General features: G+C 68.4%; 25 protein-coding genes. 10 read left to right on the forward strand and 15 right to left on the reverse strand.

All coding sequences use genetic code 11. The annotated features are described in order from the left end of the window. Positions 1 to 353 (reverse strand): IS110 family transposase (locus tag C516_RS0110120; protein WP_018718269.1); only part of this gene is annotated, 353 nt, incomplete at its 3' end. A 498-nt stretch (positions 354 to 851) separates the two neighbouring features. On the opposite strand from C516_RS0110120, the gene C516_RS0110125 reads away from it, so the two are divergent. Then, positions 852 to 2054: an IS256 family transposase gene (locus tag C516_RS0110125; RefSeq protein WP_018718270.1), complete on the forward strand. Its 1203-nt coding sequence runs from the start codon at positions 852 to 854 to the stop codon at positions 2052 to 2054. A 142-nt stretch (positions 2055 to 2196) separates the two neighbouring features. Here C516_RS0110125 and C516_RS0110130 read toward each other — a convergent pair whose 3' ends face one another. Next, the gene (locus C516_RS0110130; protein WP_018718271.1) at positions 2197 to 2526 is read right to left on the reverse strand and encodes a cupin domain-containing protein; all 330 of its coding nucleotides are present in this window, start codon (positions 2524 to 2526) and stop codon (positions 2197 to 2199) included. Between the two features lie 91 nt (positions 2527 to 2617). Then, entirely contained in the window at positions 2618 to 3937 is a 1320-nt protein-coding gene (locus tag C516_RS0110135; protein ID WP_018718272.1) for an ABC transporter substrate-binding protein, read from the reverse strand. 214 nt (positions 3938 to 4151) lie between these two features. Here C516_RS0110135 and C516_RS0110140 point away from each other — a divergent pair, with 214 nt between their 5' ends. From C516_RS0110140 to C516_RS0110160, 5 genes are read left to right on the forward strand one after another with little or no spacing between them, the layout of a single operon-like run. Further along, positions 4152 to 4991, forward strand: a complete 840-nt coding sequence (locus C516_RS0110140; RefSeq protein ID WP_018718273.1) for an ABC transporter ATP-binding protein — start codon at positions 4152 to 4154, stop codon at positions 4989 to 4991. After that, the gene (locus C516_RS0110145) at positions 4972 to 5679 is read left to right on the forward strand and encodes an ABC transporter ATP-binding protein (protein ID WP_040409458.1); all 708 of its coding nucleotides are present in this window, start codon (positions 4972 to 4974) and stop codon (positions 5677 to 5679) included. The genes C516_RS0110140 and C516_RS0110145 overlap by 20 nt, the downstream gene beginning before the upstream one ends. Positions 5680 to 5681: 2 nt before the next feature. Then, complete coding sequence (locus C516_RS0110150; protein ID WP_169509141.1) at positions 5682 to 6737, forward strand: branched-chain amino acid ABC transporter permease; 1056 nt, start codon at positions 5682 to 5684, stop codon at positions 6735 to 6737. Positions 6738 to 6741: 4 nt separating this feature from the next. Continuing rightward, positions 6742 to 7932, forward strand: a complete 1191-nt coding sequence (locus C516_RS0110155) for a branched-chain amino acid ABC transporter permease (RefSeq protein WP_018718276.1) — start codon at positions 6742 to 6744, stop codon at positions 7930 to 7932. 11 nt (positions 7933 to 7943) lie between these two features. Then, complete coding sequence (locus tag C516_RS0110160) at positions 7944 to 8417, forward strand: hypothetical protein (protein WP_018718277.1); 474 nt, start codon at positions 7944 to 7946, stop codon at positions 8415 to 8417. Between the two features lie 52 nt (positions 8418 to 8469). Here the strand turns inward: C516_RS0110160 and C516_RS0110165 are convergent, their stop codons facing one another. After that, positions 8470 to 9471: an aldo/keto reductase gene (locus C516_RS0110165; RefSeq protein WP_018718278.1), complete on the reverse strand. Its 1002-nt coding sequence runs from the start codon at positions 9469 to 9471 to the stop codon at positions 8470 to 8472. Positions 9472 to 9698: 227 nt separating this feature from the next. Here C516_RS0110165 and gcvA point away from each other — a divergent pair, with 227 nt between their 5' ends. After that, positions 9699 to 10601 (forward strand): transcriptional regulator GcvA, encoded by a 903-nt coding sequence (gcvA, locus tag C516_RS0110170; protein ID WP_018718279.1) that lies wholly within the window; start codon positions 9699 to 9701, stop codon positions 10599 to 10601. Between the two features lie 33 nt (positions 10602 to 10634). Here gcvA and C516_RS19270 read toward each other — a convergent pair whose 3' ends face one another. The 3 genes from C516_RS19270 to C516_RS0110185 form a co-directional block, all read right to left on the reverse strand. Beyond that, positions 10635 to 11807: a patatin-like phospholipase family protein gene (locus tag C516_RS19270; protein WP_018718280.1), complete on the reverse strand. Its 1173-nt coding sequence runs from the start codon at positions 11805 to 11807 to the stop codon at positions 10635 to 10637. 72 nt (positions 11808 to 11879) lie between these two features. After that, complete coding sequence (locus C516_RS0110180) at positions 11880 to 12512, reverse strand: LysE family translocator (RefSeq protein ID WP_040409467.1); 633 nt, start codon at positions 12510 to 12512, stop codon at positions 11880 to 11882. 213 nt (positions 12513 to 12725) lie between these two features. Further along, on the reverse strand, positions 12726 to 14417 hold the full coding sequence (locus C516_RS0110185) for a methyl-accepting chemotaxis protein (RefSeq protein ID WP_018718282.1): 1692 nt from the start codon (positions 14415 to 14417) through the stop codon (positions 12726 to 12728). A 516-nt stretch (positions 14418 to 14933) separates the two neighbouring features. Between C516_RS0110185 and C516_RS0110190 the strand changes: the two genes are divergently transcribed. From C516_RS0110190 to C516_RS0110200, 3 genes are all read left to right on the forward strand, one after another. Then, entirely contained in the window at positions 14934 to 16571 is a 1638-nt protein-coding gene (locus C516_RS0110190) for a methyl-accepting chemotaxis protein (RefSeq protein ID WP_018718283.1), read from the forward strand. 338 nt (positions 16572 to 16909) lie between these two features. Then, a complete protein-coding gene (locus C516_RS0110195; RefSeq protein ID WP_018718284.1) occupies positions 16910 to 17800 on the forward strand; it encodes an NAD(P)-dependent oxidoreductase in 891 nt (296 codons plus the stop codon). Beyond that, on the forward strand, positions 17800 to 18210 hold the full coding sequence (locus C516_RS0110200; RefSeq protein WP_018718285.1) for a hypothetical protein: 411 nt from the start codon (positions 17800 to 17802) through the stop codon (positions 18208 to 18210). The genes C516_RS0110195 and C516_RS0110200 overlap by 1 nt, the downstream gene beginning before the upstream one ends. A gap of 273 nt (positions 18211 to 18483) precedes the next feature. Here the strand turns inward: C516_RS0110200 and C516_RS0110205 are convergent, their stop codons facing one another. The 8 genes from C516_RS0110205 to C516_RS0110235 all read right to left on the reverse strand — a co-directional run bounded on the left by C516_RS0110205 (position 18484) and on the right by C516_RS0110235 (position 26051). Then, the gene (locus tag C516_RS0110205) at positions 18484 to 19110 is read right to left on the reverse strand and encodes a DUF938 domain-containing protein (RefSeq protein WP_018718286.1); all 627 of its coding nucleotides are present in this window, start codon (positions 19108 to 19110) and stop codon (positions 18484 to 18486) included. Between the two features lie 722 nt (positions 19111 to 19832). Further along, complete coding sequence (locus C516_RS0110210; protein ID WP_018718287.1) at positions 19833 to 20435, reverse strand: hypothetical protein; 603 nt, start codon at positions 20433 to 20435, stop codon at positions 19833 to 19835. Positions 20436 to 20491: 56 nt separating this feature from the next. Then, positions 20492 to 21124 (reverse strand): hypothetical protein, encoded by a 633-nt coding sequence (locus C516_RS21040; RefSeq protein WP_156831203.1) that lies wholly within the window; start codon positions 21122 to 21124, stop codon positions 20492 to 20494. Then, positions 21121 to 22644 carry a YfjI family protein gene (locus tag C516_RS0110215; protein ID WP_018718288.1) on the reverse strand — a complete coding sequence of 508 codons (1524 nt, stop codon included), beginning with the start codon at positions 22642 to 22644 and terminating at the stop codon, positions 21121 to 21123. Before C516_RS0110215 ends, C516_RS21040 begins: the two co-directional genes overlap by 4 nt. Then, on the reverse strand, positions 22641 to 23528 hold the full coding sequence (locus C516_RS20830) for a toprim domain-containing protein (protein ID WP_040409459.1): 888 nt from the start codon (positions 23526 to 23528) through the stop codon (positions 22641 to 22643). The genes C516_RS0110215 and C516_RS20830 overlap by 4 nt, the downstream gene beginning before the upstream one ends. Before the next feature lie 194 nt (positions 23529 to 23722). After that, positions 23723 to 23920 carry a helix-turn-helix transcriptional regulator gene (locus C516_RS0110225; RefSeq protein WP_026321097.1) on the reverse strand — a complete coding sequence of 66 codons (198 nt, stop codon included), beginning with the start codon at positions 23918 to 23920 and terminating at the stop codon, positions 23723 to 23725. 146 nt (positions 23921 to 24066) lie between these two features. Beyond that, a complete protein-coding gene (locus tag C516_RS0110230) occupies positions 24067 to 24834 on the reverse strand; it encodes a hypothetical protein (RefSeq protein ID WP_018718291.1) in 768 nt (255 codons plus the stop codon). Continuing rightward, positions 24831 to 26051, reverse strand: coding sequence for a hypothetical protein (locus tag C516_RS0110235; RefSeq protein ID WP_018718292.1), 1221 nt, complete (start codon positions 26049 to 26051; stop codon positions 24831 to 24833). The genes C516_RS0110230 and C516_RS0110235 overlap by 4 nt, the downstream gene beginning before the upstream one ends. Positions 26052 to 26079 lie beyond the last annotated feature (28 nt).

Genomic DNA, 26079 nt, shown 5'->3' on the forward strand with positions numbered 1-26079 from the left:
AAGGGGAGCGTCTTGGCCTGGGCCACCTCGCTGACGCTACGGGCATCGATCCGATCGGTCTTCGCGCGCTGCAGCTCAGAGCGCGCGTGGTGAATGACCTGCGCGGGGTTGAGCAGGTGCACGCCGTAGCCGAGGGCATAGAAGCGCTCGGCGAGCGGCTCGCTGTAGATGCCCGTGGCCTCCAGGGCCACCACCGCCTCGGTGAGCCCGAGTGACTCGAGCCAGCGGTGACAGGCCTGCACGCCCGCGGCGGTGTTGGGGAAGCGGCGCTCGTGCCAACGCTCACGCCCGGGGGGCTGGATGGCGGCGTGGAAGTCGTGTTTGGCGACATCGATGCCGAGGGTAACGGCCATGGCTCCTCCCTTTGAGCACGAAGCAGGGTTTACAGGAGCGCCTGCGAGGGGGAGCGCTTCGTCGCGGCCTAACCTTGTCTGTGCAGGCTCTGAGCGCCTCAGGCCTTGGATACCGTTCGGGCTGTATGCGACAAAAATAAAATGGGGAGCAGGGGGCGAATCTACGTCGCAGGCTCTGTCCTGTAGGCCGAAGGTCGGTTACAGCCTCCCTGCTCCCCTCTCTCCCAGGCGTCCCCGGGACCGACACTAAGGGCTACAAACCCTTACCGTCGAAAACACAAGGTCGGTTGCTCCTGGCAGCCAACCTGTTGCCTGGCGGTTCGGTTTGGCGATGCCGGAGATGTCGGCTTCCGGAGGCAGCCGACCTACCCGGGCGCTCCCCGATTCCCTGCCGGGTAGCGTCCCCATGAGTGTGTAAAAGGCGGTAGGCGGGTCACCACGGGCCTCCGTAGGATTTGGGTTGTAGAGACCTTGAACCCTGGAAAAAGGAGACCCGCGATGACGGAGGACAGGATGGCACTGCTGGCGATGGCGGAGAAGGCCGGTGAGACGGATTTTTTGCGTGATCTGGTGCGCGAGGTGCTCCAGGAGCTGATGGAAGCGGAGGTGGACAGCCGCTGCGGGGCGGAGCGCCATGAGCGCAATGCCGAGCGCACGGATCACCGTAACGGCTACCGTAGCCGGCGCTGGGACACGCGGGTGGGGTCGATGGAGCTCTCGATCCCGCGGCTGCGCCACGCGAGCTATCTGCCGGGCTTTCTCGAGCCACGCCGGGCGGCGGAGCAGGCGCTCACGGCGGTGGTGCAGGAGGCCTACATCCAGGGCGTGTCCACGCGCTCGGTGGACGATCTGGTGCGCGCGGCGGGGATGACGGGCATTTCCTCGTCCCAGGTGTCTCGGCTGTGCCAGAGCATCGATGAGCGTGTCTCGGCGTTCCTGTCTCGGCCGATTGAGGGACGCTGGCCGTATCTGTGGCTGGATGCCACCTACGTGAAGGCGCGTGACGGCGCCCGGGTGGTCTCCAAGGCGTGCGTGTTGGCAGTGGCGGTGAACACCGAGGGCCGGCGCGAGGTGCTGGGCCTGGCGGTTGGGCCGGCGGAGACCGAGGCGTTCTGGAAGCAGTTCCTGCGCGATCTCATCGGCCGGGGGATGGCGGGCGTGCAGCTGGTCATCTCCGATGCGCATGCGGGGTTGAAGAAGGCGGTGGCGCAGGTGCTCGGGGCGAGCTGGCAGCGCTGCCGGGTGCACTTCATGCGCGATGTGCTCGCCCACGTGCAAAAGCGCCACCAGTCGATGGTGGCGGCGGCCATCCGCACCGCCTTCGCCCGGCAGGACGGCGCCGAGGCGCGCGCTCAGTGGCGCGAGACGGCGGAGTCGCTGCGCTCTCGCTTCCCGAAGGTGGCGGCGATGATGGATGCCGCCGAGGACGAGGTGCTCGCCCACACCGCCTTCCCGGCGGCGCACTGGTCGAAGATCGCCTCCACCAACCCACTCGAGCGGGTGAACAAGGAGATCAAGCGCCGCAGCGATGTAGTGGGCATCTTCCCCAACGAGGCGGCGATCACGCGCCTGGTTGGCGCCGTGGTGCTGGAGCAGTCCGAGGAATGGCAGGTCGGGCGCTGCTACATGGCCAAGCACAGCCTCGCCGAGCTGCACGACGAGGACAACGACGAGCCCAAGCAGATCCACAACGCAGCCTGAAGTCCCTGACTCGGAGGCCGCGGTGACTCAGAACCATTTACACACTTGACGGGACACTACCCCCTGCCGTGAAGGGTGGGGGCCGGAGTGGCAGGTTTCGTGCGTTCACCGGCCGTTCCGCCCGCTTCCGCTTATCGCGTGTTCATCCGGCCGCCAGGTGCACGGCGAGCCAGACCGCCGGTGGTGTCGTGCTGGTGCGCTCGACCCGGTGGCGCCGATGGGCGGGGATGAGCAGCCAGTCCCCCGGGGCGAGTGTCGTGGTCTCCGGTCCGTCCTCGAAGCGCAGCTCGGCCTCGCCCTGCAGTAGCACGACCCACTCGTCCCACGCCTGGTCGTACCATTCCCCGGCCGGTGTGGCCTGGCCGGTGGAGACGATGCGCTCGATCCGCTCGCCTGTACCCTCGGCGAGGGTATCGAAGCGCTCTTCCGCGAGGGTTTGGGGAACGTCCGCGAACAGATTGCCTCGGGTCATCCGGTACCCGTGCTGGTCGTGCGTGTGAATGGGGCGCCCGGGCGGTGGACCGCCCGGGCGCAAAGGCGTGTGGATTATACCCGCCGGGCGCCTATTCCGCCGGGATGTCGTTCGGCGACTGGATCTGCACGGTCTCGATACCGCCATCCGTGTACTGCCAGATGGCGATGGGCGTGATCACGTCGCCGTTGTCGTCGAAGTCCGCCGGTCCGGCGGCGCCCGAGTAGGCCACGTCCTCGCCGTTCATGATCGCCTTCACGCCGGCGGCGATGCTCTCCGGGTCGCCGGCGATGATCTCCTTGCCCGGCGGGTTGGCGACGCCGCGGATGCGGTCGCGGAGCACCGTGCCGGTGATCTTGTCGGCGCTGTCGAATCCGTCGGCGACGGCCTTGACCGTGGCCAGCCCGATGACCATGGCCGCGTCATAGGCCGACTCGGTGAACGGCGGGATGCGGTCGCGATCGAATTTCGCCTTGAACGCGTCGGCGAAGTTCTTGAAGCCCGGGATGCTCGGGTCCTGGCCCGGCGCGGTGCCGTACAGCCCCTCCAGGTCCTCGGCGCCGACCGCGTTGATGACCTCCTCCGAGCGGTTGCCGTCGACGAACTGCCAGCTGGTGCTGTCGAAGATGTCCCGCGCCTCCTGCAGGAAGGTCGCGCTGTGGCCGGGGTAACTCGCCGCGAACAGCAGCTCCGGGTCGCCCTGGAAGGCCTGGGCGAGCTGCGAGGTGTACGTCGGCTGGGGCTCCTCCGGGTGCGGCACCTGGGCGTTGATGGTCCCGCCGCGTTTCTGGAACGCCCGGGCGAAGGCGTTGGACAGGCCCTGTCCGTAGGGGTTGTTGACGAAGATCGTCGAGGCGCTGTCGAAGGAGTAGTCGTCGAAAATCTCGCCGCGGGCGAGCTGGGCGGCGACCACGCCCTGCAGCGCGTCGGAGGCGGTGGTGCGGAAGAGCATGTCCGCATCCCGGTCCTCGGGCAGGACGGTGATCAGCGGTGAGGTGGAGCCGTTGGATATCTGCAGCACCTCCGCGGGGATGGTCACCGAGGTCGCCACCGCCACGGTCACGCCGCTGGACCAGCCGCCGATGATGGCGGGCACGCCTTCCACCTCGACGAGCTTGCGCGCGGCCTCGATCGCCGGCGTGGGCAGGGTGTTGGTGTCCTCGCTAAGGTGCTCGGCGATCACCGGTCCGCCCATGACCTCCTTGGTGGCCGCGTTGATGTGCTCGACGCCGAGTGCGGCGCCATCGCGGTAGAACTCGCCGAACTCGGCGCCGGCCCCGGTGAAGGGCGCGAGCTGGCCGACCTTGATCGCGGGCGGGGCGTCCTGGGCGCTGGCGGTGCCGGCGATCAGCGCGGTCGCGAGGGCGACGGCGCCGAGCGTGCGGCCCCTGCAGTGTCGTTTCCGTTCCATTGCTTACCCTCCTGCATCTGTAAGCCGGTGGGGAACCCGCACGCCGGGTGCGTGGGAAGGCGACACACAGCGGGCGTGGTGCCCAGGATTTCAGTGTAGACGCTGGCCGGCGTTCGACAATCGGGCACCGCTGCCGCGTCCCGGGCGCGTCGACAGCACGCCCGGGTGTTGCTACGTTCAAAGACGTTGGCGCGAAACGGCGCGGGGAGACGGCATGAGCGCGACGGCCGGTGACGACGAGACAACGGGTGCTGCCGCGGGGACACCCGCGGGACAGGTGCTCCTGGAGGTCCGGGGGCTGGTGCGCGGGTTCGACAGCCTGCGCGCGCTGGACGGCGCGGACATCACCGTTCACGAGGGCACCATCACCGGGCTGATCGGGCCCAACGGCGCGGGTAAGACGACGCTGTTCAACGTGATCACCGGCTTCTACATGGCTCAGGCCGGGCGGGTGGTCTTCGACGGGCACGACATCACCAACCTCCCGCCCCACCGCATCTTCCGTCACGGCCTGTGCCGCACCTTCCAGATCCCGCGGGAGCACGAGAGCCTCTCGGTGCTGGAGAACCTCATGCTCGTGCCCACCGGACAGCAGGGCGAGAGCCTGATGAACGCCTGGTTCCGGCCCGGGGCGGTGCGGCGCCAGGAGCGGGCCAACCGCGACAAGGCCCTGGAGGTGCTGGAGTTCGTCGAGCTCTCCCACGTGCGTGACGAGTACGCGCGGAACCTCTCCGGCGGACAGAAGAAGCTGCTGGAGCTCGCCCGTATCCTCATGACCGACCCGCGCCTGGTGCTCCTCGACGAGCCCGGTGCCGGGGTGAATCCGACGCTGATGCAGCGCCTGACCGACAACATCCGCTATCTCAATGCCGAGCGGGGGATCACCTTCCTGGTCATCGAGCACGACATGGACATGATCATGTCGCTGTGCGACCCGGTGATCGTGATGAGCGAGGGCCGCCAGCTGATGACCGGGCCGCCGGAGGTGGTGCGCCGGGACCCGCGCGTGCTCGAGGCCTATCTCGGAGGGCAGTATGCCGTTGCTGAAGGCTGAGGGCGTCACTGCCGGCTACGGCGACACCGAGATCCTGCGCGATGTGCACCTGGAGGTGGGCGAGGGCGAGATCGTCTCGCTGATCGGCCCCAATGGGGCGGGCAAGTCCACCCTGATGAAGACGGTCTTCGGCCTGGTGCACCCGCGCCAGGGCTCGATCCGGTTCCGCGACACGGAGATCGCCGGGCGCTCGCCCTACGACATCGTCAAGGAGGGCATGTGCTACGTGCCCCAGGTGGCGAACGTGTTCGTGCAGCTCACCGTCGAGGAGAACCTGGAGATGGGCGGCTACCTCCTCGAGGAGCGCGAGCTTGCCGGGCGCAAGGAGCAGGTCTACGAGCTGTTCCCGAAGCTGCGCGAACGCCGCCGCCAGCGGGCGGGCAAGATGTCCGGCGGCGAGCGCCAGATGGTGGCGATCGGCAGCGCGCTGATGCTCGAGCCGGCGCTGCTGCTCCTCGACGAACCCTCGGCGGGGCTCTCGCCCAAGCTGGTGGACGAGATCTTCGAGAACATCCGCCGCATCAACGCCACCGGCCTGGCGGTGCTGATGGTCGAGCAGAACGCCCGCAAGTCGCTGGAGATGGCGGAGCGCGGCTACGTCCTCGCCGGCGGGCAGAACCGCGTGGAGGGCTCGGGGGCCGAGCTGCTGAACGATCCGGACGTGGCCCGGCTGTACCTGGGGGGATGAGCATGAGCGACGAGGCGGCAGCGGTTACACGGCAGCGGCGCCCCGCCGAGCGTATCCGCGCGGTGGTGCAGACCCGCGCCTTCCTGCTCGTGGCGGTGGTGGCGTTGTTCATCGTGCTGGTGGCGCTGGCGATCCACCAGGGGGTGGGTGCCTCGCGGCTCCTGTCCCTGGCTGCCTGGGGCGTGATGCTGGGCGGCATCATCGGTCTCGGCAGCATCGGGCTCACGCTGGTCTACGGCGTGCTCAAGTTCCCCAACTTCTCCCACGGCGCGCTGGTGACCTTCGGCGCGTACTTCACCTACGCGTTCATGGCCTGGCTGCCGGAGAGCGCGCCGCTGCGGCCGCTGTCCTTCGGCTGGACGTTCCCGGTGGCGCTGGTGCTGTCAATGCCGCTGGTGGGGCTGGTGGCGCTCGCGGTCGACCGTGTGGTCTACCGCCGGCTGCGCCGCCAGAACGCCCACCTGGTGCTTTTCGCCATGGCCTCGCTGGCGATGGCGTTCTTCCTGCGCAGCGTGATCTACATCGTCTGGGGGCCGGACTTCCACTTCTTCTTCCCGGGCCGGGCGAATCCGGCGCTGGAGCTGCCGTTCAACATCCGTGTGCGTGCCGACCAGGTCTTCATCCTGCTGCTGGCGCTGGCGATCATGGCCGGGCTCTACGTGCTGCTGGAGCGCACACGCATCGGCAAGGCCATGCGCGCGACCGCGGACAACCCCGAGCTCGCCCAGGTACGGGGCATCAACACCGAGCGGGTGATCGCCTGGACCTGGCTGCTCGGCGGCGCCCTCGCCGCCGCCGGCGGCACGATGTACGGGCTGTCCTCCCAGCTCCGCCCGGAGATGGGCTTCTGGCTGCTGCTGCCGATGTTCGCCGCGGCGATCATGGGCGGGATCGGCAATCCCTACGGCGCCCTCGTCGGGGCGCTGGTGATCGGTGTGACCCACCAGGTATCCACCGCCTTCCTCGATCCCACCTACGGGCCGGCGGTGGCCTTCGTGCTCATGGTGATCGTGCTGCTCGTTCGCCCCCAGGGCCTGTTCGGGCGCGAGGGAGGCTGAGGCAATGGAGACGCTGGTCCTGGTCAAGGCGATGCTGCTGTTCGTGCCCCTGGCGCTGGCTTTCGGACTGGTGCTGCCGGCACGGGCGTGGCGGCCGCTGGCGGCGGTGGTCGTCGGTGCGGTGGTGGCCCTCGCGGCCGCGGCCGGACTCTCGGCGGGGCTGCTCGCCTATGGGGTGTCCTTCGCGATCATGGGCTGCGTCTACGCGCTTCTGGCGCTGGGGCTCAACACCCAGTGGGGCTACACGGGCCACCTGAACTTCGGTGTCGCCGGATTCTTCGCCGTGGGTGCGTTCACCTCCGCGCTGGTGACCATCGAGGCCCCTACCGGGGTCGCCGCGCAGTACACGCAGATGGCGTTCGGGCTGAACATGCCCTTCCTGGTCGGCGTGCTCGCCGCGGCGGTGGTCTCCGGGGTGGTCGCGTTCCTGATCGCGGTGCCGGTGCTGCGGCTGCGCATGGACTTCCTCGCGATCGCGACCATCGGCGTGGCGGAGATCATCCGGCTGATCTTCCAGAATGAGCGCTGGCTCGCCAATGGCCCGCAGCCGCTGCGCGGCATCCCCCAGCCCATGCACTGCCTCGTGGAGGCGAACGGCTGCGGCTGGGCCCCCGGCTGGCTGAACGGGGCCCTGTCCGTGCTCTCACCGCGGGATTACCCGCTGTTCTACCTGGTGATCATCGCGGTGTTCGTGGCGCTGGTGTACGTCGTCATCGAGCGGGCCTGCCGCTCGCCCTGGGGGCGGATGCTGCGCGCGGTGCGCGACGAGGAGTCCTCCGCGGCGATGAACGGCAAGCCCATCACCTACGTGCGCATCCAGTCCTTCGTGGTCGGCGCGGTGATCATGGGCATCGCCGGCGCGCTGTACGCGCACTACACGGTGACCATCGATTACAGCCACTTCCACGCCCTGTTCGCCACCTTTCTGGTGTGGGTGATGCTCATGCTCGGCGGCAGCGGCAATAACCGCGGCGCGATCATCGGGGGATTCATCGTCTGGGGCGTTTGGAGCGGCACCGCCTTCCTCGCCGACGCCATCGAGCCGCTGCTGGCGTTGATCTCCGACGACCTGCCGCGGCGGGCCGCCTACTTCCGCTGGCTGCTGGTGGCGCTGCTGCTCGCCGGCATCGTGCTGTTCCGTCCGCAAGGGCTGCTGCGCGAGGAGAAGGTGGTCTCGCGCTATCTTCGGGACTGACGGTCACGGGCATGCCGGGTAATCCCTGGGCAAGGGCGGCGGTCGGCGGGGCGATCGCCTTCGTGATCGCGAGCCTGGTGAGCAACGGGCTTTTCTTCGGGCTCGCGGCGCCGGTGCTCTTCGATCCGGCGGTGCAGAGCGCCAAGCTCCTGGATGTGCTTTTCGAGGCCTCGCCGCGACCGCTGATGTTCACCAACGGGCCGTTGTACCTGCTCATCGCCGCCGGTATCGGGGTGCTTCACGGCCTGGTGTTCGCCTATATCGAGCCGGTACTGCCCCGGGGCCGGATCCCCCGTGGGGCCGCGTACGCCGTGGTCCTGTGGGTGTTGATGGCGCTGTATTTCGAGTTCCACGCGCCGTTCAACATGTTCCGCGAGCCGGTGGCGCTGCTCGCCCTGGAGCTGGCCCTGTGGGCGGTGGTGGTGCTCGTCGAGGGGCTGCTGCTCTCGTGGCTGTACGGTCCCGGCCGGGACCGGGTGCCGTGAGTCAGGCGCCGCGGGGGCGCCGGCCGCCGGCGCCCCCGCGGCACGGGCCGGGTCAGCCGGCCTGCTCGCTGCGGCTGGGCGGCGCCATGAACTCCGGACCCACCGGATCGGTGATGTGCTCGGCGAGGATGGCGTCGATGCGCTCGAAGTCCGTCTCGGTGAGGTGGAAGTCCATCACCCCGGAGATTGGCTCGAGCTGCTCCGGCCGCCGGGCCCCCCACAGGGCGATGCCGACACCGGGCCGGTCCAGGAGCCAGCGCAGCGCGAGTTCCAGCACGCCCTTGCCGAAGCGCTCCGCGGCGAAGGCATTCAGCGCGTCCACCGCGTCCAGGTACTGGCGGTAGCGCGGGGCCTGGAACTTGGGGTCGTTGTTGCGCAGGTCGTCGCCCTCGAACTGCGTGTCCGCGCGCATCCGTCCCGAGAGCAGGCCACGGCAGAGGGCACCGTAGGTCAGCGTGACCAGGCCCCGCTCGCGCACGTAGGGCAGCAGCCCGGACTCGATGCCGCGCTCGAAGAGGTTGTACGGCGGCTGGACCGTATGCAGCGGCGCCACCGAGCGAAAAGTCTCTGCCTGCTCCGGGGAGAAGTTGCTGACCCCGATTGCGCGGATCTTGCCGTCGCGGTACAGGCGCTCCAGTGTCCGCGCCGTCTCCTCGATGGGGGTCTCCGGGTCCGGCCAGTGGACCTGGTAGATGTCGATATAGTCCGTGCCGAAGCGGCGCAGAGAGTCCTCGACCTCCTGCTGGATCCGCTCCGGGGAGGCGTTGCGCACCACGCCGGCGTCGTTCCACTCCAGTGCCACCTTGGTCGCCAGGACCACGTCCTCGCGCCGGCCGTGGCGGGCGAGGGCGCGGCCGACGATCTCCTCGGAGCGGCCGAAGCCGTAGACCGGTGCGGTGTCGATAAGGCTCACGCCCCGCTCCAGTGCGGAGAGGATGGTGCGGATGGAGCGCTCCTCGTCGGTGCCGCCCCACATCCAGCCGCCGATGGCCCAGGTGCCGAGGCCGATGCGGGAAGCGGTGATCTGCGTGCCGGGGATGTCGATGTGTTCCACGGTCTCACCTCTGGTGTCTGTGCAATCGGGTGTCCACGCCGGGCGGGGGTTATCGCCGTCCACCTTGCCGCGTGTCCTCCTCCCGGCAATGAAGTTTTTGTTTTTCTGATATGTCCCCATCCCGGTATGCTCATGCCGGTGACTTCGCAGACAGGTTCCGCATGGACGGCGGATGGTGCAAGCAATACTTTCTACAGTCCGTAAAGTGGAACTTTAGAGTGGTGCCCATGGCCCGATCCCTGCCGCCCCTCAACGCCGTCCGTGCCTTCGAGGCCGCGGGCCGGCACCGCGGCTTCGCCCGCGCGGCGGAGGAGCTCAGCATCACCGCCGCCGCGGTGGGCCAGCACGTGCGCCGGCTCGAGGAGCGGCTGGGGGCGCGGCTGTTCCGGCGTCACGGTCGCGGGGTGGTGCTGACCGCGGCCGGACGGGCCTATCTTGAGGCGCTGACGCCGGCGCTGGAGCGGATCGAGGCCGCCACGGAGCGTGTGGTGCAGGCCGAGCGAACGGGGATCGTCACCGTCTCCACGACGCCCTCGTTCGCGGCCAAGTGGCTGGTGCCGAGGCTTGCCGGATTTCAGGTCCGGCACCCGGAGATCGATGTCCGCCTGTCCACCTCTAACGCGCTGGCGGACCCGGCGGTGGAGGACGTGGACGTGGCCGTGCGCTACGGCCCCGGCCGCTGGCCGGGGCTCGAGGTCCATCCGCTGATGGAGACCGAGCTCTTCCCCGTGTGCAGCCCGGCCCTGCTGGAGGGGGCGTCGCCGTTGCGGGAGCCGGCCGATCTGCGCCACCACACCGTCCTCCACCTGATGGCGGACGACTGGCCGCGGTGGTTCGCCGCCGCCGGCGTCCCGGAGCTGGCGGCGGTGGCCGAGCGGGGGCCCCGGTTCAGCGACGCCGGCCTGCTGACCGCCGCCGCCGTGGCCGGGCAGGGCGTCGCCCTCGGCCAGCGGGTGCTGGTCGCCGATGATCTTGCCGCCGGCCGGCTGATCGCCCCGTTCTCCGTCACCCTCGCCAGTACCCACGCCTATTACCTCGTGTGCGCCCCGGGTGAGCTGGAGCGTCCCAAGGTCAGCGCCTTCGCGGCGTGGATTCATGGTGAGGCGGGCGGCGTGTTTACCGGCCGTTAGGACCGGCCTTGCCAGCCCGCATGTGGGCAGCGGTCAATCCTGGCGGTGGTAGCTGCGGTAGGCATCCGAGACCACTTCCTCGACATCGACGCTCGGGTCGTCCGGGTCGTGGGCCAGCCAGCGCCGTTCCGCCAGGGCCTGGCGGGCGTCGCGCAGGCCGGCGGCCCAGTGGTCGCGCACGGACGCACGGGAGAATTCGTAGTCCTTGCTGTATGTCTCCGAGGGGCCGCTGCGGTAGATCATGTGGACGATGCACATACTCGTGGTGCACCCCCAGGCGGCGAGTTCGCGGACCCGCGGGTCGTCACGCTCCGCGGCCGGCAGGCGCCGATAGAACTCGTTGATGATCCGTCGCAGTCGGTGACTGGTGCGGTAGTACTCGATGTGGCGGGCGGAGCGGCTGGCGTAGGTGATGTCCTTGTGGCGCTCGAGCACTTCGTCCAGGTTCCGCGGTGCCTCGCCGCGGGCGTCAAAGAGGTCGACCATGAAGCACACCGTGTCCCGGCGGGGGTTGTCGTCCAGGACCGCTTCCAGCGGCGTGTTGGAGACGATCCCGCCGTCCCAGTAGAGCTCGCCGTCCACCGTCACCGGCGGGAAGGCCGGTGGGAGGGCGGTGCTGGCGAGCACGTGCTCGGGGCCGATGCGCCGCTGGGCGGAATCGAAGTAGACGGTGCGGCCGGTGTGCAGGTTCACCGCCCCTAGGCTGAGGCGCATAGGCCCGGCGTTGATCCGCTCGAAGTCCACGAGCGCGGCGATCGTCTCGTGCAGCGCCTCGACGCTGTAGAGGCTGCGCGCGGCGTCGCTGTCCGGGATCAGGCGTGCCGGCGCCAGTGGCGGGCGGGGATGGAAGAACCCGGGCTGGCCCGAGGCCGCGGTGGTGGCGGCGCTGAGGCGGTTGTAGCCCGCGCGCCAGGGCGAATCCCACGCGGGTGCCGGTGCCCAGTCGGAGCGGGTGATGCGCTCCCAGAACGCCTGCAGGCGTTCCAGGCGCCGTTCCGGTGGGTTGCCGGCGATGATCGCCGCCTGGATCGCACCGATGGAGGTGCCGACGACCCAGTCCGGGCGGTGTTCGGCCTCCGCCAGGCCCTCGTAGACGCCGCCCTGGAAGGCACCGAGGGCGCCGCCGCCCTGAAGCACCAGGGCGACCTGGGGTCGCGGTGTGCGTGTGGCGTGTCCGTCGCCGCCGGTGGTCTGATCGTTGCTCATCGGCCCGCCGTCCTGCTGTCGTCGATAAGGCGATGATACCGGTGCCCGCCCGCCTCGGCGACCGCCGTGAAACTACTCCAGGGCGAGCCAGATGCCGACGCCGATCATCAATGTGCCCGCGATGCGGTTGAGTAGGGTAACACCGCCGCGGCGGGCCAGTAGCCGTCCGAGCGCCCGCCCGCCGGTGGCGTAGATCAGCAGTGCCGAGAGCTCGATGGTAAGGATCATCCCGACCAGGGCCGCGAGCTGGGGTGTGAGCGGCAGGGCCGTGTCGATGAAAGGCGGCAGCAGTGCAATGAAGAATGCCCATCCCTTGGGGTTGGCCACCGCGGTCACGAATCCCTGGGCCGCGAGGCCGCGCCGGCCGGTGCCCGGCCCCGGGCTTGCTTCCAGGTCCAGGGCAAGCCGCCCGCGGGAGCGCCACAGCTGGATGCCGAGCCACAGCAGGTAGGCGCCGCCGGCGTAGCGCAGCACGGCGAACGCCATGGGATAGCGCAGCATCACGGTCGCCACGCCCACGACGGCGGCGACCGCGACCACCGCCACCCCCGCGAGCTCGCCGGCCATCATCCACAGCGCACGGCGCACGCCGACGGTGATGCCGAGCGACAGTGCCAGTGTCATACACATCCCCGGCGTGATGGACACCAGAAAGAAGGTGGGCAGGAAGGCGTAGAGCAGTCCGGAGCTGAGAAAGCTGGTCACGGCGGCGATATTCCGGGTGTCGGTGGGTGGCACGCCGGTGCTGTGAGACGCATTCGGCGCTCGCGTTCCGGGGCCCGGGCGCCGCGCCGATCCTCGCGGGTGGGCGCGTGCGTATGCCCGTTTACGGCGTCGGAAATAACATACAATAACGTGGCGGGATGGGGGTGTGGTAGCACCGGGCCGCCGGTCAGCGCGGCCCGGTGGCGCGGGGTCTCAGACGCGGAAACGGGAGACGGCCTCGCGGAGCTGCTCGCCCATGCGGCTGAGCTCGCCGCTGGCCTGGCTGGTCTGCTGTACGCCCTCGGAGCTCTGGCCGGCGGCCTCGACGATGCCGGAGACGTTACGGTTGAGCTCCTCGGCGACCTGTCCCTGCTCCTCGGCGGCGGTGGCGATCTGGGTGATCTGCTCGTGGATCTCCGAGACCGCGGTAGCGATGCCCTGCAGCGCCTCGCGGGCTTGGTGGGAGCGCTCGAGGCTGCTGTGCGAGCGCTCCTGTGAACGCTCCATGGTGGACACGGCGGTGCGCGTGTCGGCGACCAGTCCCTCGATGATGGTGCGGATGCGGTCGGCGGATTCGCTGGAGCGCTTCGCCAGGGCGCGGACCTCCTCGGCGACCACGGCGAAGCCGCGGCCCTGTTCGCCGGCCCGCGCGGCCTCGATGGCGGCGTTGAGGGCGAGAAGGTTGGTCTGTTCGGTGACGTCGTGAATGACGTCGAGCACGGTCTCGATCTCGCGGCTGCGCTCGGCGAGCTGGCTGACCGCGGTGCTGGTGGAGCCGATGTCCTCGGCGAGGGTCTCCATGGCCGTGTGATTCTCCCGGACCACGCCGTCGCCCTCGCGGGCACGCTCGTCGGCGTCGCGGGCGGACTCCTGGACGGTGCCGGCGTTGCGCGAGATCTCCTGTACCGTGGCGGTCATCTCGTTGATGGCCGAGGCGATGTGATCGGTCTCTTGGCGCTGGCTGTCGACGTTGCTTCGGGTCTGGTCGGCGACCTGGCTGAGCTCTTCCGCGGCGGAGGCGAGCTGGTCGGTGGTGCCGCGCACGTCACGGAGGGTCTCCTGGACCTTGGCCACGAAGGCGTTGAACTGGCGGGCGAGCTCGCCGATCTCGTCCTCGCGGGCGACGGGCAGGCGCCGGGTGAGGTCACCCTCGCCCTCGGCGATGTCGCGCATGGCCCCGGCGGTCTCGCGGATGGGGCCGATGATGCGGCGGGTCAGGAACACGGCGATGACGGCGATAACCGCGAAGGCGGCGATGCCGGAGAGCGCGGTTGCCAGGACCTCGCGGCGGACGTTGGCGTTCACCGCCTGCCGTGCGGCGCCGACGTTGGCCTCGATGTCGTTGATGTACACGCCCGTGCCGATCATCCAGTTCCACTTGTCCAGGCCTGTGGTGTAGGAGAGCTTGGGCTCTGCCTTGCCCGTGGCCGGATTATCCCAGCGGTAGCGGTAGAACCCGCCGCCCTCCTTGGCGTCGGCGATGAGCTCGCGGATCAGGTAGTCGCCATTGTCCATCTGGAGATCCCAGAGGTTTTGGCCTTTCAGCTCCGGCTTGGGCCGGGTCACCAGGTTGGTGCCCTCGTAGTCATAGACGTAGATGTAGCCGTTCTTGCCGTAATCGATGCTCCGCAGGATCGCCTTGACCCGCTCCTTGGCGGCCTTGTCGTTCGGCCCGGCGTTGTCGTAGATCGGGCGGATCGCCGTGACCGCAGTATCCACGAGGTTCCTGAGGGATTCCTTGCGGGCCGCAATCAGCGAGTCGCGCAGTTCCGAGACGTCCCGGGCGCCCTGTTCCTGGAGGTTGTTCGCACTCGCAGTGACGATAGCTGCCGTGATCACCGCAAGGGGCATGAGGCAGACCAGCAGGATTCGGGCCTGGATCGTGAGATTGCGAAAAAGCGACATCCGAACGTCCCCGTCGGTGTTTGTTTGCCCGTAATGAATCGAGCCCGGCACGTGAGGGCAGCAAGCTGTGGCACCGCTGCGCGGCGATATCGGCACCAGGTATTACGTTCCGTAACGGCCGCGCCCGCTCGTTCTTTAGCCCGTCGCCTCCGCTGACCGTTACCGCCCTGAGCGGCGGTCGCTCGCGCCGCCAGGCAATCTTCGGGTCCCGGAGACCATGGGCCGGGTCGCTTCGCCGGGTACACGCCCGCGCGACGATGCCGCGATATCGGGTGCCGGCGTGCGGCGGGGGCCGCCGGCGCAGGGGCACGGAATTTATCACCCCCGCCGTCGCCTGTCACCGCGGTCGTTCGCCGCCGGGGCGCCATCAGCGTGTGGACGGCTGGAATCCGCTCTAACGTATGGTGCGCCGTTGCCGATAACCCTATCGGGGACGGGGAAGACCCGGACAGGAGTCGGTGACAGGGACGCCAAGGCCCTTATCAACCATGAACCTTCGTCTAGAGGAATGTGTCGATGCGTTGGCTGCGTGACCTGTCTTTTCGCTGGAAGCTCGGCGTCCCTGTGGCCGTGCTCACCCTCATACTCGTGGTCGTGGCCGGTCTCTCGATGATGCTGCTCGGCAATTTGGCCTACGACGCGCGGACCTATTCCGGGGCGCTGATGCCCGGGGGGTCCCGGGTCCTGGAGGCCGACCGGGACCTCCATCAATCGCTGATCGCCCAGGGTCGGGCGGTACAGGCCGGCAGTGCCGAGGAGCGCAAGGAGCAGCGTGCGGTGCAGGCGGAGAACCTGTCCAAGGCCCGCGAGCGCGTGGCCAAGGCCGCGGAGCTGCTCGGTGACCCCCGGGCGACGAAGCTCGCCGCGCAGTTCGACCGGGAGATCGACCGCTGGGCGGAGATCAACCGTCGTGTCCGCAGCCTCGTGGACGACGGCCGCACCGAGGCAGCGTTCCAGCTCGCCAACGGGGACGGCGCCGAGCAGTTTGATATCGCCCGTGGCCGGCTCGACCAGATGACCGGGCGGGTCAACGACATGGCCGCCGCGCTGTCCGCCTCGGTGGAGGAGGACGTGGTGAGCAGCCGGGTTACGCTGATTACCGCGCTGGTCATCGGGCTGGCGGTCTGTGTTGCCATCCTTATCGTCCTGCCGCGGAGCGTGATCAAGCCGCTGCAGGCGATGTCCGCGCGCGTCGCGGAACTCGCCAGCGGCGAGGGCGACCTCACTATCCGCCTGGCGAACCCGACCCGGGACGAGATTGGCAGGCTGGCGGACCGCATCGATGACTTTCTGGCCATGCTCAACGACATGGTCAGCCGGGCGGCGGACACCACCAATCAGCTCTCCTCCGCCGCCGAGGAGCTGGCTTCGACCAGCCGCGAGACCCAGAGCAATGTCGATGCGCAGCACGACGCGACTGACCAGGTCGGCACCGCCACCAACGAGATGACCGCGACGGTCCAGGAGGTGGCACGCAATGTCGGCGAGGCCGCGGAGTCCGCCAGCGAGGCGACCCGCGAGGCCAACGACATGGCCGCTACCATGGAGCGCACGGTGACCACCGTCGAGGAGCTCGCCCGCCAGCTCGATCGCACCGGCGAGGGGGTCTCCCGGCTCACGGCGGACGCCGAGCAGATCGGTACGGTGCTGGACGTCATCAACGCCGTGGCCGAGCAGACCAATCTGCTCGCGCTCAACGCCGCCATCGAGGCCGCCCGCGCCGGCGAACACGGTCGCGGTTTTGCGGTGGTCGCCGAGGAGGTGCGCACGCTCGCCACCCGCACCCAAGACTCCACCAACGAGATCCGCGACATCATCGAACGGGTGCAGACCGGGGCGCGGGAGTCCTCCCAGCTTATGGAGACCGGGCGCCAGCACAGCAGCGAGACCGTGACCATGGTGCGCGGTTGCGGCGAACAGCTCGAGACCGTGACCGCCGGCATCCAGAGCATCAGTGACATGACCTCGCAGATCGCCTCTGCCGCTGAGGAGCAGAGCAGCACGGTCGAGGAGATCAACCGCAATATCACCGAGATCAGCGAGATCTCCGGCCGCACGGCCACCGGCGCGAGCCAGGTGTCCACCGCGAGCGACGAGCTTGCCCGCCTCGCCAGCGAGCTCGAGGGCCTTATGGGCCGGTTCCGTACCGGCTGACAAGGCCACCACCTGTCCCGGCGCCGCTTTCCGCGGCGGCTGCCGGGACCCGGTCCACTCCTGCCCGCCGACGGTAGATGTCGAGATCCGGCGGTCGCTCCCGGGCAGCGCTTGCGGGAGACTACCGCGGCCCGGCGGCCGGGCCGGCCCCGAGCCTACCGCGTCCTCCGCCATGGATGGTATCCGGTGCCGGTGCCGTTGGCGCCGCCGCCCCGGCTTCGGCGTCGCCGCACTGGCCCGCCCCGTGTACTGCGGTACGGTCATTTGCCGCAGTCCTGGGGTGGCGTGGACAATGAGCCCACTTATTGGTTAAAACCGCAAGCCGGGAGGGCAACACCATGACGGCGCAGACGTCTGTAGGTTTCATCGGGCTCGGTGCCATGGGTGCGCCGATGGCAACCAATCTGGTCAGGGCAGGCTTCGACGTGACGGTGCATAACCGCACCGCCGCCAAGGCACGCCCCCTCGCGGACGCTGGTGCCGCGGTGGCGGACACCCCCGCCGGCGTGGCGGCGGGAGGCGTGGTCATCACCATGCTCGCCGACGACGCCGCGGTGCGCGCCGTGACCCTGGGTGAGGACGGCATCGTCGGGCGGCTGGGGGAAGGCGGCCTCCACGTGATGATGAGCACGGTGGCGGCGGAGACCAGCCATGAGCTCGCCCGCCGGCATGCGGAGCACGGTGAGCAGGTCCTGGTGGCGCCGGTGTTTGGACGCCCGGACATGGCCGAGGCGGCGAAGCTCAATATCTGCGTCTCCGGCGACGACGACGCCAAGGCCCGCGCCCGGCCGTTTCTGGATGCCATGGGCGTCGGGGTGTGGGACTTCGGCGAAGAGTTCGGGGCGGCCAATATCGTCAAGCTCGCGGGCAACTTCATGATCGCCGCGGCCAGCGAGGCCATGGGTGAGGCCTATACCCTGTGCGAGGGTCATGGCATCGACCGCAACAGCGTCCACGAGCTGCTGTCGAGCACGCTGTTCGCGAGCCCGGTCCACCAGGGCTACGGCGCGCGTATCGCCGCCCGGACATACCAGCCCGCGGGCTTTCCCATGCCGCTGGGCCTCAAGGACCTCACCCTTGCCGGCGAGGCCGCGGCACAGGCCCGGGTGCCCATGCCGCTGGCGGACCTGTGCCGGCAGCGCCTGATCGCCGGGATCGCCCATGGTCGCGAGGACTGGGACTGGGCCGGCCTGGCGCAGGGCGTGAGCGACGATGCGGGGAGGGGCTGATGAACGCCATTACCGACTTTGCCTCGTTCCTTCAGGCGGCCCATGCCCAGCCCGAGCCGCAGCGGTTGCTGTTCGTGTGTCTGCGCATCGAGCTGCCCGAGGACCACGATGAGGGGCAGGCGGCGCGCTACCGGGCCGGCCAAGGCGGTGCGCTGTTGCCGGTGATGTACGTGGACAGGCGTGCGGAGGAAGTCGAGAGCTTCGACGCGCTGGTCGAGGAGTCCCGGGCCCAGGGTGAGAGTTGGCAGATCCTGCTCGCGGCCGCACTCGCCGGGCGTGACGGCCGTCCGCCGAGCGATGCGGAGACCGATGAGCAGCTCAAGGTGATGGTGCGCACGGTGCACGCCGGTGGCGACCTGTCGCCGTACCTCGCCTTCGACGGCCACGGAGAGGTGCTGTGGTTCGAGTGACCTCGCCGGAGTGTCACGGCCGTGCCTTTCGGCGCGGCCGCTCCGGGGAGATCTCCGGCGGGTATGTTGATATCCGCCGGGGCCGCCGCTTCGGTGCGCATTGCTCCGTGGCTTGCGTGGAACGTAGTGCACCGCGCCCGCGTATCGGTACCGGACCGGACCCCGTCCACGCCGCCCGGCTGACCCGCCACGGTCTTACTTTCGAGGCGTGCGTACCGTTACCAGGAATGACGGCGAGTCGCGATCGCCGTCACTGGTGCGCCCGCTGGTGAGCTATCCCCGGGTCGGCCCGCCGCTGCCGGATCGACGGAATACGACGGTGAGATTGTTTGCGGGCATCGCGTGGCGCTGCTCGAGGGTCAGGCCGTGCGCCGCCGCGCTCTCCGCCACCGTCTCCAGATCACGGACCCCCCAGCGTGGATCACGGGCGCGCAGGTCGGCGTCGAAGGCGGCGTTGCTCGCCGCCGTATGCGCCCCGTTCTCCCGGTAGGGGCCGTAGAGCACGAGCACGCCGTCGTCGGTGAGGAGCCGGCCGGCCCCAGCCATCAGCGCCTCCGTGACCTCCCAGGGCGCGATATGGATCAGGTTGATGGCGACGATCGCGTCCAGCGGGCCGGTAACCGGCCACGTGGCGGTGACGTCCAGCGTGAGCGGCGCGAGGAGGCCATCACCACCGTGGCGGCGCCAGTGCTCGATGGAGGCCAACGCCGGCGCCTGCGCCTCGCTGGGCTGCCATTCCCAGCCGGGCATGGCGGCGGTGAAGAACGCCGCGTGCTCGCCGGTGCCACTGGCCACCTCGAGCACGCGAGCGCGTTCCGGGATTACCTCGCGGAGCACCGCCAGGATCGGCTCGCGGTTCCGTGCCGCCGCCGGGCTGTGCCGTCGACGATCGTCCGTCATGCCGTCGTCCCGGCCTCGACCGGCGCATTTACTGGTGTGGCCAGGTGCGTTACATGGTCGCCGTGATTCATCGTCGCATTTCCCTCCGTTTTCCGGACTAGACCCCAAGACTACTAACCGGGGCGCGCGCCGCCATAGTGACGCGCGCGTCCGATAGCCGGGTCGTACGCGCAGGATACCGGACCACCTCGAAGTCATGGGTCGGCGTAACCCGTAGCGGCCGGCGTTGTGGATGCCGAGCGGGAGTGGTAGAAGGAGTTCGACAATTCCGAACATCTCATGACGACTTCCGGCCGTGTGCGGCAGCGCAACACGTTCACGAGAACTGCGTGTAGGGGCGCACGAAGTCCACCGGGTCTCGACGCTGTGGCGTGATGAGACGCTATGTCCGTCATCAGAAAGCGAAAGGTCGTCGCATCGATCAGATGAGTCCAGTGTGAGCGCTGCACCCCCCTCCAGGGGCTTAAAAGACCGCGCCGAGGTTCCGTCCTCGCCGCTTCGAGCGGCTTACGGCACTCGAGCCGTGGGCTTGGCTGGAAGGATGCATTCCGGTAACAAAAAACCCCGCGAGAAGCGGGGTTAGAGGATTTCAGGGAACTGTTCGGAAGCCGCTGAGGCGGCGACTACCGAATAGCATTTGTAACCATTTGACATAAAAAGAAACAGTCAAATCGGAAATGGTGGCATGCCCCCAAAGTTGCCCCCATGTCCGCCGGGTGTCCCTACAGCTTGATGCCGAACCGCCGCGCCATGCCGGCCAGTGATTCCTCGACGAAGGCGTCGTGCTCGGCGGTGAGTCTTTCGAAGGTCCGCCAGTGCATGCCCTTGGGCTTGAGGCCGCTGCCGTTGAGGATACCAGGCTCCCAGCCTAGCCGCTCGCGTATTCGGTCGGCGCGGCGTGCTGCCCGATCGTCATCGGTTTCCCGCTGGCTGGGGTAGGCCAGACGGTAGCAGTGCCGGCAGGCGAAGATCGCACCGCCATAGAGGATGGCGACCCGCCGGCCGCAGCCGCGTGCCGGGCAGAGGAACCAGGGGCGGTGGCCGCCCAGATTGCATTCCGTCCAGTTCAGATAGACTGGGTAGCTTTCGTCCTTCCAGTCACTGCCGCCACTGCGGTGGCGATAGGTGAGAATCACCCGGTCGGGTTCGGTGCGCACCTGGATCGAGGCAACCACCTCGCCACGCCGTGACCACTGCCAGCCGAAGGACTGGTGCGGGTCGAGCAGACCGTCCCGCCGCCAACGGCGCACGTCGATGGATCGGTAATCGTCTGTGGTGTCGCTGGCGCCGAAGTGCCAGCGCCGTCCGCTACCCATGCCGCCCATATTCACCTCCGGATTTATCCGAAATCATTTGGCAAGTTCACCTTTTTGTCAGGGCTTCATCGTCGGCTGATCCGTCGTTGTCGCCGGGTTCGGTGTGCGGCAGATACCGCTGGCAATAACGGCGGTCGGTGTCCCACAGCCCCGCGATGGCTTCTGGCTCGCCCTTGGCGCAATGGCCCAGATGCGGATGGTCCGTGCGCCGGAAGTGGGTGCAGTCGTGGCAGCGGACGGCATGCGGGCGCGGTATCGGCCGGTTGGCTACCCGATTCCAGCACCAGGGGGCAGCCCAGCACTTCGCCGGGGAACCACAGCCAGATCGGCCCGCAGTGCTTGCAGGTGGCCCGTTCGGTGTAGTGGGCGGGGCGCTTCCCCTCGTCCATCTCCCGGCGCTGCACCAGTGACCGGACAAAGGCGGCCAGGGTGTCGTTGGTGATCTCGCCCTTGAGCCAGTCCTCGATGTCTTCCGGTGCCAATGCGTCCCGCACTGCCGCCGGTGCGATGGGCAGGTCGCGACAGGCATCAGACAGTGCTTCCAGCAGCCTGGAAGCCGTTTCCTCGGCAACCGCTAACGCAGAATCCGCACTATCCGCAGAATTGCTCGGCATGGCGGTGTTCTGCGCATTGTGCGGATTGTGCGCATGGGGCTTGCCGGCCGCTTCAGCGACACCCAGCGTTTCCCGCCAGCTCATTGCCAGGCCCTCGCGATCTCTGGCCGCACCCTTACCGTGGGTGACGGCGGCCGGCCGGGGCCGTCTCGCGGCGGTTCGATCACTTCCACGTAGCCGCGCTCTTCCAGCGCATCCAGGGCGTCGCGCAGTTTCGAGACGCGGGGGAAGGTGCCGCGCAGGGCGTTGAAGGCTTCGCGCACGGTGAACCGCGCCAGCCGCCCGCGCTCGATCCAGTCCCAGACCAGCCGGGCGGCGGCGATGGTGGGATCGGCCCCCATCATGTCCAGCGCGGCCAGGCTGTGGCGGGTGATGACGGCCATGATCTCCAGGGCGTCGTTCATCGTTTCCGCCGTGATGGCTGCTTCCCAGGGCCTGCCGTGGGCGTGCCTGATCCCGTGCAGCACGCCGGCCAGTCGCGCGGCGGCCCCCGGTGCCTTGCCCGCCCAGTCGGTGAAGTGCTCCAGCTCCCGGCCGGGCTGCATCTGCACCTCGATGGCCTTGGCAAAATCGTGCCATTCCACCTGCGCTTCCTGGGACAGGCGCAGCAGGTGGGGGCGTTCCGTGCCCTGTTCGTCCATGGCCGGTTCCCAGTCCAGCATGGCGATGATGCCGGCCGTGTAGGCATCGCGCACGCCCTCCGGCACCGGATCGGATTGCAGCGCACGAAAACCCAGCGGCGAGGGTGGCAGCAGGTAGAGAAACCGGCCCAGCAGGCCACGGCCGCGAAATCCCGGCTTGGCCGCCAGTCCCCGCAACACATCCGGCTGCGGGCTCAGACCGATGCTCAGGCGCGGGCTGCGCAGATAAACGGCTGGTCGTGAGCCCCGGTCCACGCGCTCCGGGTCGCCGCTGTGCGCCTTCAGCACCAGATCCAGATTGGGAATGCCGTTGGAATAGCGGCCTTGCAGCAGATCGAACACGCCGCCTTCCGACGACAGCCAGGCCATGCACTCGCCGTGCTCGGCCAGCAGGCTGCCCAGCCGTTCCGGCGTCGCGTCCGAGGTCCAGATCTGCGGCTGCATCGGAATGTCCGGCAGATCGGCTTCCAGGTCGGCCGCTTCAGCCGCCAGTTCCTTGGCCTTGTTGGCATCCTTCTCCCTGGCCGCCTTGCTGCGGGTCTCCTTGGCCCGGGCTTCCTGGGTCTTGCGCTCGCTGGTGATGCGCTTGATCTCCGGCTCCATGATCTCGGATTGATCCCGCTCCCACGCCACCAGCGGCGCGGTGGCGGCGGATTGCACGGCGCTCTTGCGGTTGCCGGGCGGCAAAGCCACCACCGCCCACAGATTGCAGGGCTCGAAGTAGCCGGGCTTCACCATCACACGCAGGCGACGCGCCGCTGCCGTGGCACAGGTGACCAGAATCATTCCGGCGGCCAGCTCCGGCGGTGTCTCGGTATCGGCGGCCAAGGCGCGGGCATAGTCCCCGGCCCAGCCAGGCAGGTGTCCCAGGTCGAGGCGGGGCAGGTTGGGCGCGTTCAGCGGGACCAGTGCCGGCCAGTCTTCCGGCGGCGGTGCGGCGGATTTCAGCAGGTCGGCGCTCATGCCCCACCTCCCGCCAGCCACCGGGCCAGATCGTTGAAGTCGGTCAGACTCTCCGGTGCGTCCGCCGGCCACTGCGGCAGCGCCAGCAGCGCATCGGATGCGATGGCGGCGGCCTTTGCCTGGGTGGCTCCCGGATTGCCCGGCGTGCGCCGGTCATCGTCACCGGCGATCACGATTTCGGCGGACTGCCAGCGGCGGCGCGCGGCCACGGCGACGGGTTCCAGATTGCCCGCGTCGATGGCGGCCAGCACCAGGGCGGCCGGGTCGTCCTCCGCGAGCGTGCGGCCCGTCGCCCAGCCTTCGCAGATGATGACGCGCCGGGCCTGTTCCTCGTCGCCGGCAACGGCAATGAAGCAGCCGCGCTTCCGGCCCCCGGAGAGCAGTCGCTTGCGCCCGTCAGGCGCGATGAATTGCAGGCTGCTGATCGAGCCTTCGAAGCTCGTCACCGGCAGTACCAGGCACCCGTGGTAAAGCCTGGCGTTATGAGGCGCGATGCCTTTGGCGACCAGATAGCCGTGGTGTCTTGGCGCGGCGGGCGCGGCGTCCCAGATCCTGCGTGCCCGATTGGCCGCCTCTGCATATCGGTCCTGCCGCGAGCGTTCGGCTTGCAATCTCGCCGCCTTGATTTGGCGCGACAGCGCAGCCTGCGCCTGCGGCGAGCCTGGCCAGCCCTGCCTGGAGAACCAGGTGCGCGAGAGCCCCGAGGACCAGTCGCCAAAGCAGCCACCTTGCCCGTCGTCGAACAGCAGGCACCAGCCGGCCCGGTTACTCGGGCCTTTGTCGGCGCCGGGAAAGCGATGCAGCGTGCCTGGCTCGATTGCGTCCGGCGGTTCCAGCCCCGTGGAGCGGATCGCGTCGCGGAATCGGAGGAGCGCATCAGTCATCGTGCGGCCCTCCCATGCGGTTGATCCGATTCGCCAGCTAAGGGGGAACCAGCCCCACACCGCCAGCGTCACGACGGCCGCTTTCACGCGCGAAGCGATGCCGGTAGAATTGCAGGTACTCTCAGAAGTATTCGGGGTCGCCTGGTGCCCGCCAGCGCGGCCCTTGTTGTTTGTGGTCATCGTTCCGTCCCCCCTTACCGCGCAGCCTGGCGGCTGGTCTCGATCTGCTGCTTCAGCCAGTCGTTCACCTCCGCCTCGATCCAGCCGACGGCACGGCCGCCGAGGGATACGGGCTTGGGAAAGCTGCCTTCCGCGATGCGCAGATAGATCGTGGAACGGGAAAGGCCGGTACGGGCCTTCACGGCGGGAAGTCGAAGGATGGTATGCGTCATGTTGGCACCTCGTTGGGTGTTGTTGAACATGACGCCATTGCGGACGAGCCAGGGGGCTGTCCTTCAAGCTGTCTCGTTGCAGCGGCCGGGAGGCCGCGTCCTTGCTGGGTTTTTGGCTCCGGGCGGGATAGCCCCCTGGATCGGGTCTACCAGCTCAGCGGGGATTTGGCCGGAGCAGGATCGTCTTTCAGGAGCTGTTTCAGGCGCGAAACGGAGATGCCTTCTTCCTCGGCGACGGTCTTCAGGAATGCCCGAACGCCTTTCGCCCTCAACGCTTGTACGCGCTTTTTGAGCCGCTCTCTGCGTTGTGCGGCCGATTCCACGTCGCCAGCGCCCGCGACAGGTTGATCCACCAGCCGGGTCAAGGCGCGCCTGTCCACGCTGAGTGCGCCGTTCTCCAGCGCGAGCACCTCCGCCAACGCAACGGAATGACCGGCCAGCTCCAGGGTGAGCAAGTTTCCGGCCCGCATCACCACATGGCTGGAATGTTTGGCACCCTTGAGCAGGCCAAGCTCCCACCGGCCGCTGGATGTGTCGTCATGCCCCGAGCGGTGCAGACCAAGCAATCGCGCGAGCAAATCGGCAATCGACTCGCCGGAAGCCTGCCATTGTTCCAGTCGGGAGACCGGCACGGACACGCGGTTGATGTCGCTGCGCTTGTCGCAGACGATGAAGGCTCCCACAGCATGCCCCGCACCAGTCGGAGTATGTACGGGCATGACGCATTCACGCTCGCAGCCGGGGCAGATCGTGCTGACCGCGGGCCGCGCCCTGGTAATCACTCCTTCCGACTGCAAGGCCGTAACCGCTTCGGCCGGCCAGTCCGCCAGCTCATCGGCGCCGACTAGTACCCGTTCGCCGTGTGACGCCGCGATCCGGTCGAGCAGCTCGGTAAGCACGGCCTGCTGCGTCATGCCTCAGAGGCTTCCTCGGCCGGTTCAGCTTCCGCCGGCTTCTTGGGCTCGATGCCGGAGGCTTCCAGCATCTCGCGCAGTTTGATGCCCACTTCGTCGTACTTGAGGGAACAGGAGTTGGGATAGGTAAGGCGGATGGGCACCGTCCTGGGCGGCTTGTCCGGGTCGGTGACGACGGACGCTGCGATCTCCACCTGGGTCACGTTGTACAGGTGCATCGGCAGGGACTTGCCGAGCCGGTCCAGCAGGTCATAGACGGCATCGGGATTACGGGAAGTGTCCGCCTCCAGGGTGATGCGCTCGCCCTTTGTGGCCCGCGAGGACAGCCGCAGTTTGCGAACGACCACATCCTCGATGCCGCTGCCCACGTCATAGGTGAAATCGAATGCCCGCTTGCCGAGCAGGTCCAGGTTGTAGACCCGCTCATCCTTCGGATCAGGCGGCAGCTCGTCCAGCTTCAGAATCGTGGTAGCGAACATGCCCTGGAGCGGCTCCACGGCCTTGCGGGGGCCGCGAAAGTTCAGGTCCAGCGTCCCTTCCTTCTGCGAGTAGACGAAGATCACCTCGAAGGCCGGGTTGTGCGGCCGGCGGTCGAACTCGCCATCCACCCACTCGATGCTCTGCTGGGAATAGTCCTCCGGGTAGGCGAAGAAGTAGTCCAGCTCGCCCCGGCGGAAGGGCTCCACGATGCAGTTGTTGCCCCGGCCCTCGGTGCGGTGGAAGTAGTTGCGTATCTGGGTCGCCAGTTGCCGGATGCTGTCGTCGTCAACCGCGGCGGGCCGGTGCCCCATGTTCTTGCGCTTGCGCCAGTAGGGCAGCGTGTCGGCGTGGTAGAAGCGCGTGGCGCCCTTCCAGCACTCGGGATGGTCCAGGTAGGTGACCATGGCGCGGTGGTAGTGGTTGGGCAGGGCTGACAGCGCCTCGATGAACTCGCTCAGGGCCTCGGGGTCGGACTGCTTCTGCCATTCCGCCTCGTCGATGATGGCGCGGAAGCCCTTCTCGCAGCTCAACTCGAAGATGTCCTGAAACTCGGCGTCCATCGGCTTTCGCTGGTCCTCCGGCAGTGCCAGCCAGGCCTCGAACAGTTCGTCCGGCTTGGTCTCCTTCAGCGCGGAAAAGTCCAGATCGCCGAACAGGCCCCGTTCCGCGAAATACCGCGCCAGCAGGGCGTTCGGGACCTGCCGGAAGAAGCTTCGGGTTGAGTAGTGTCGGGCCATGCCTCCCTCCCCAGCCGATTTGCCAGAA

The sequence above is a fragment of the Arhodomonas aquaeolei DSM 8974 genome (assembly GCF_000374645.1).
GTDB lineage: Bacteria > Pseudomonadota > Gammaproteobacteria > Nitrococcales > Nitrococcaceae > Arhodomonas > Arhodomonas aquaeolei.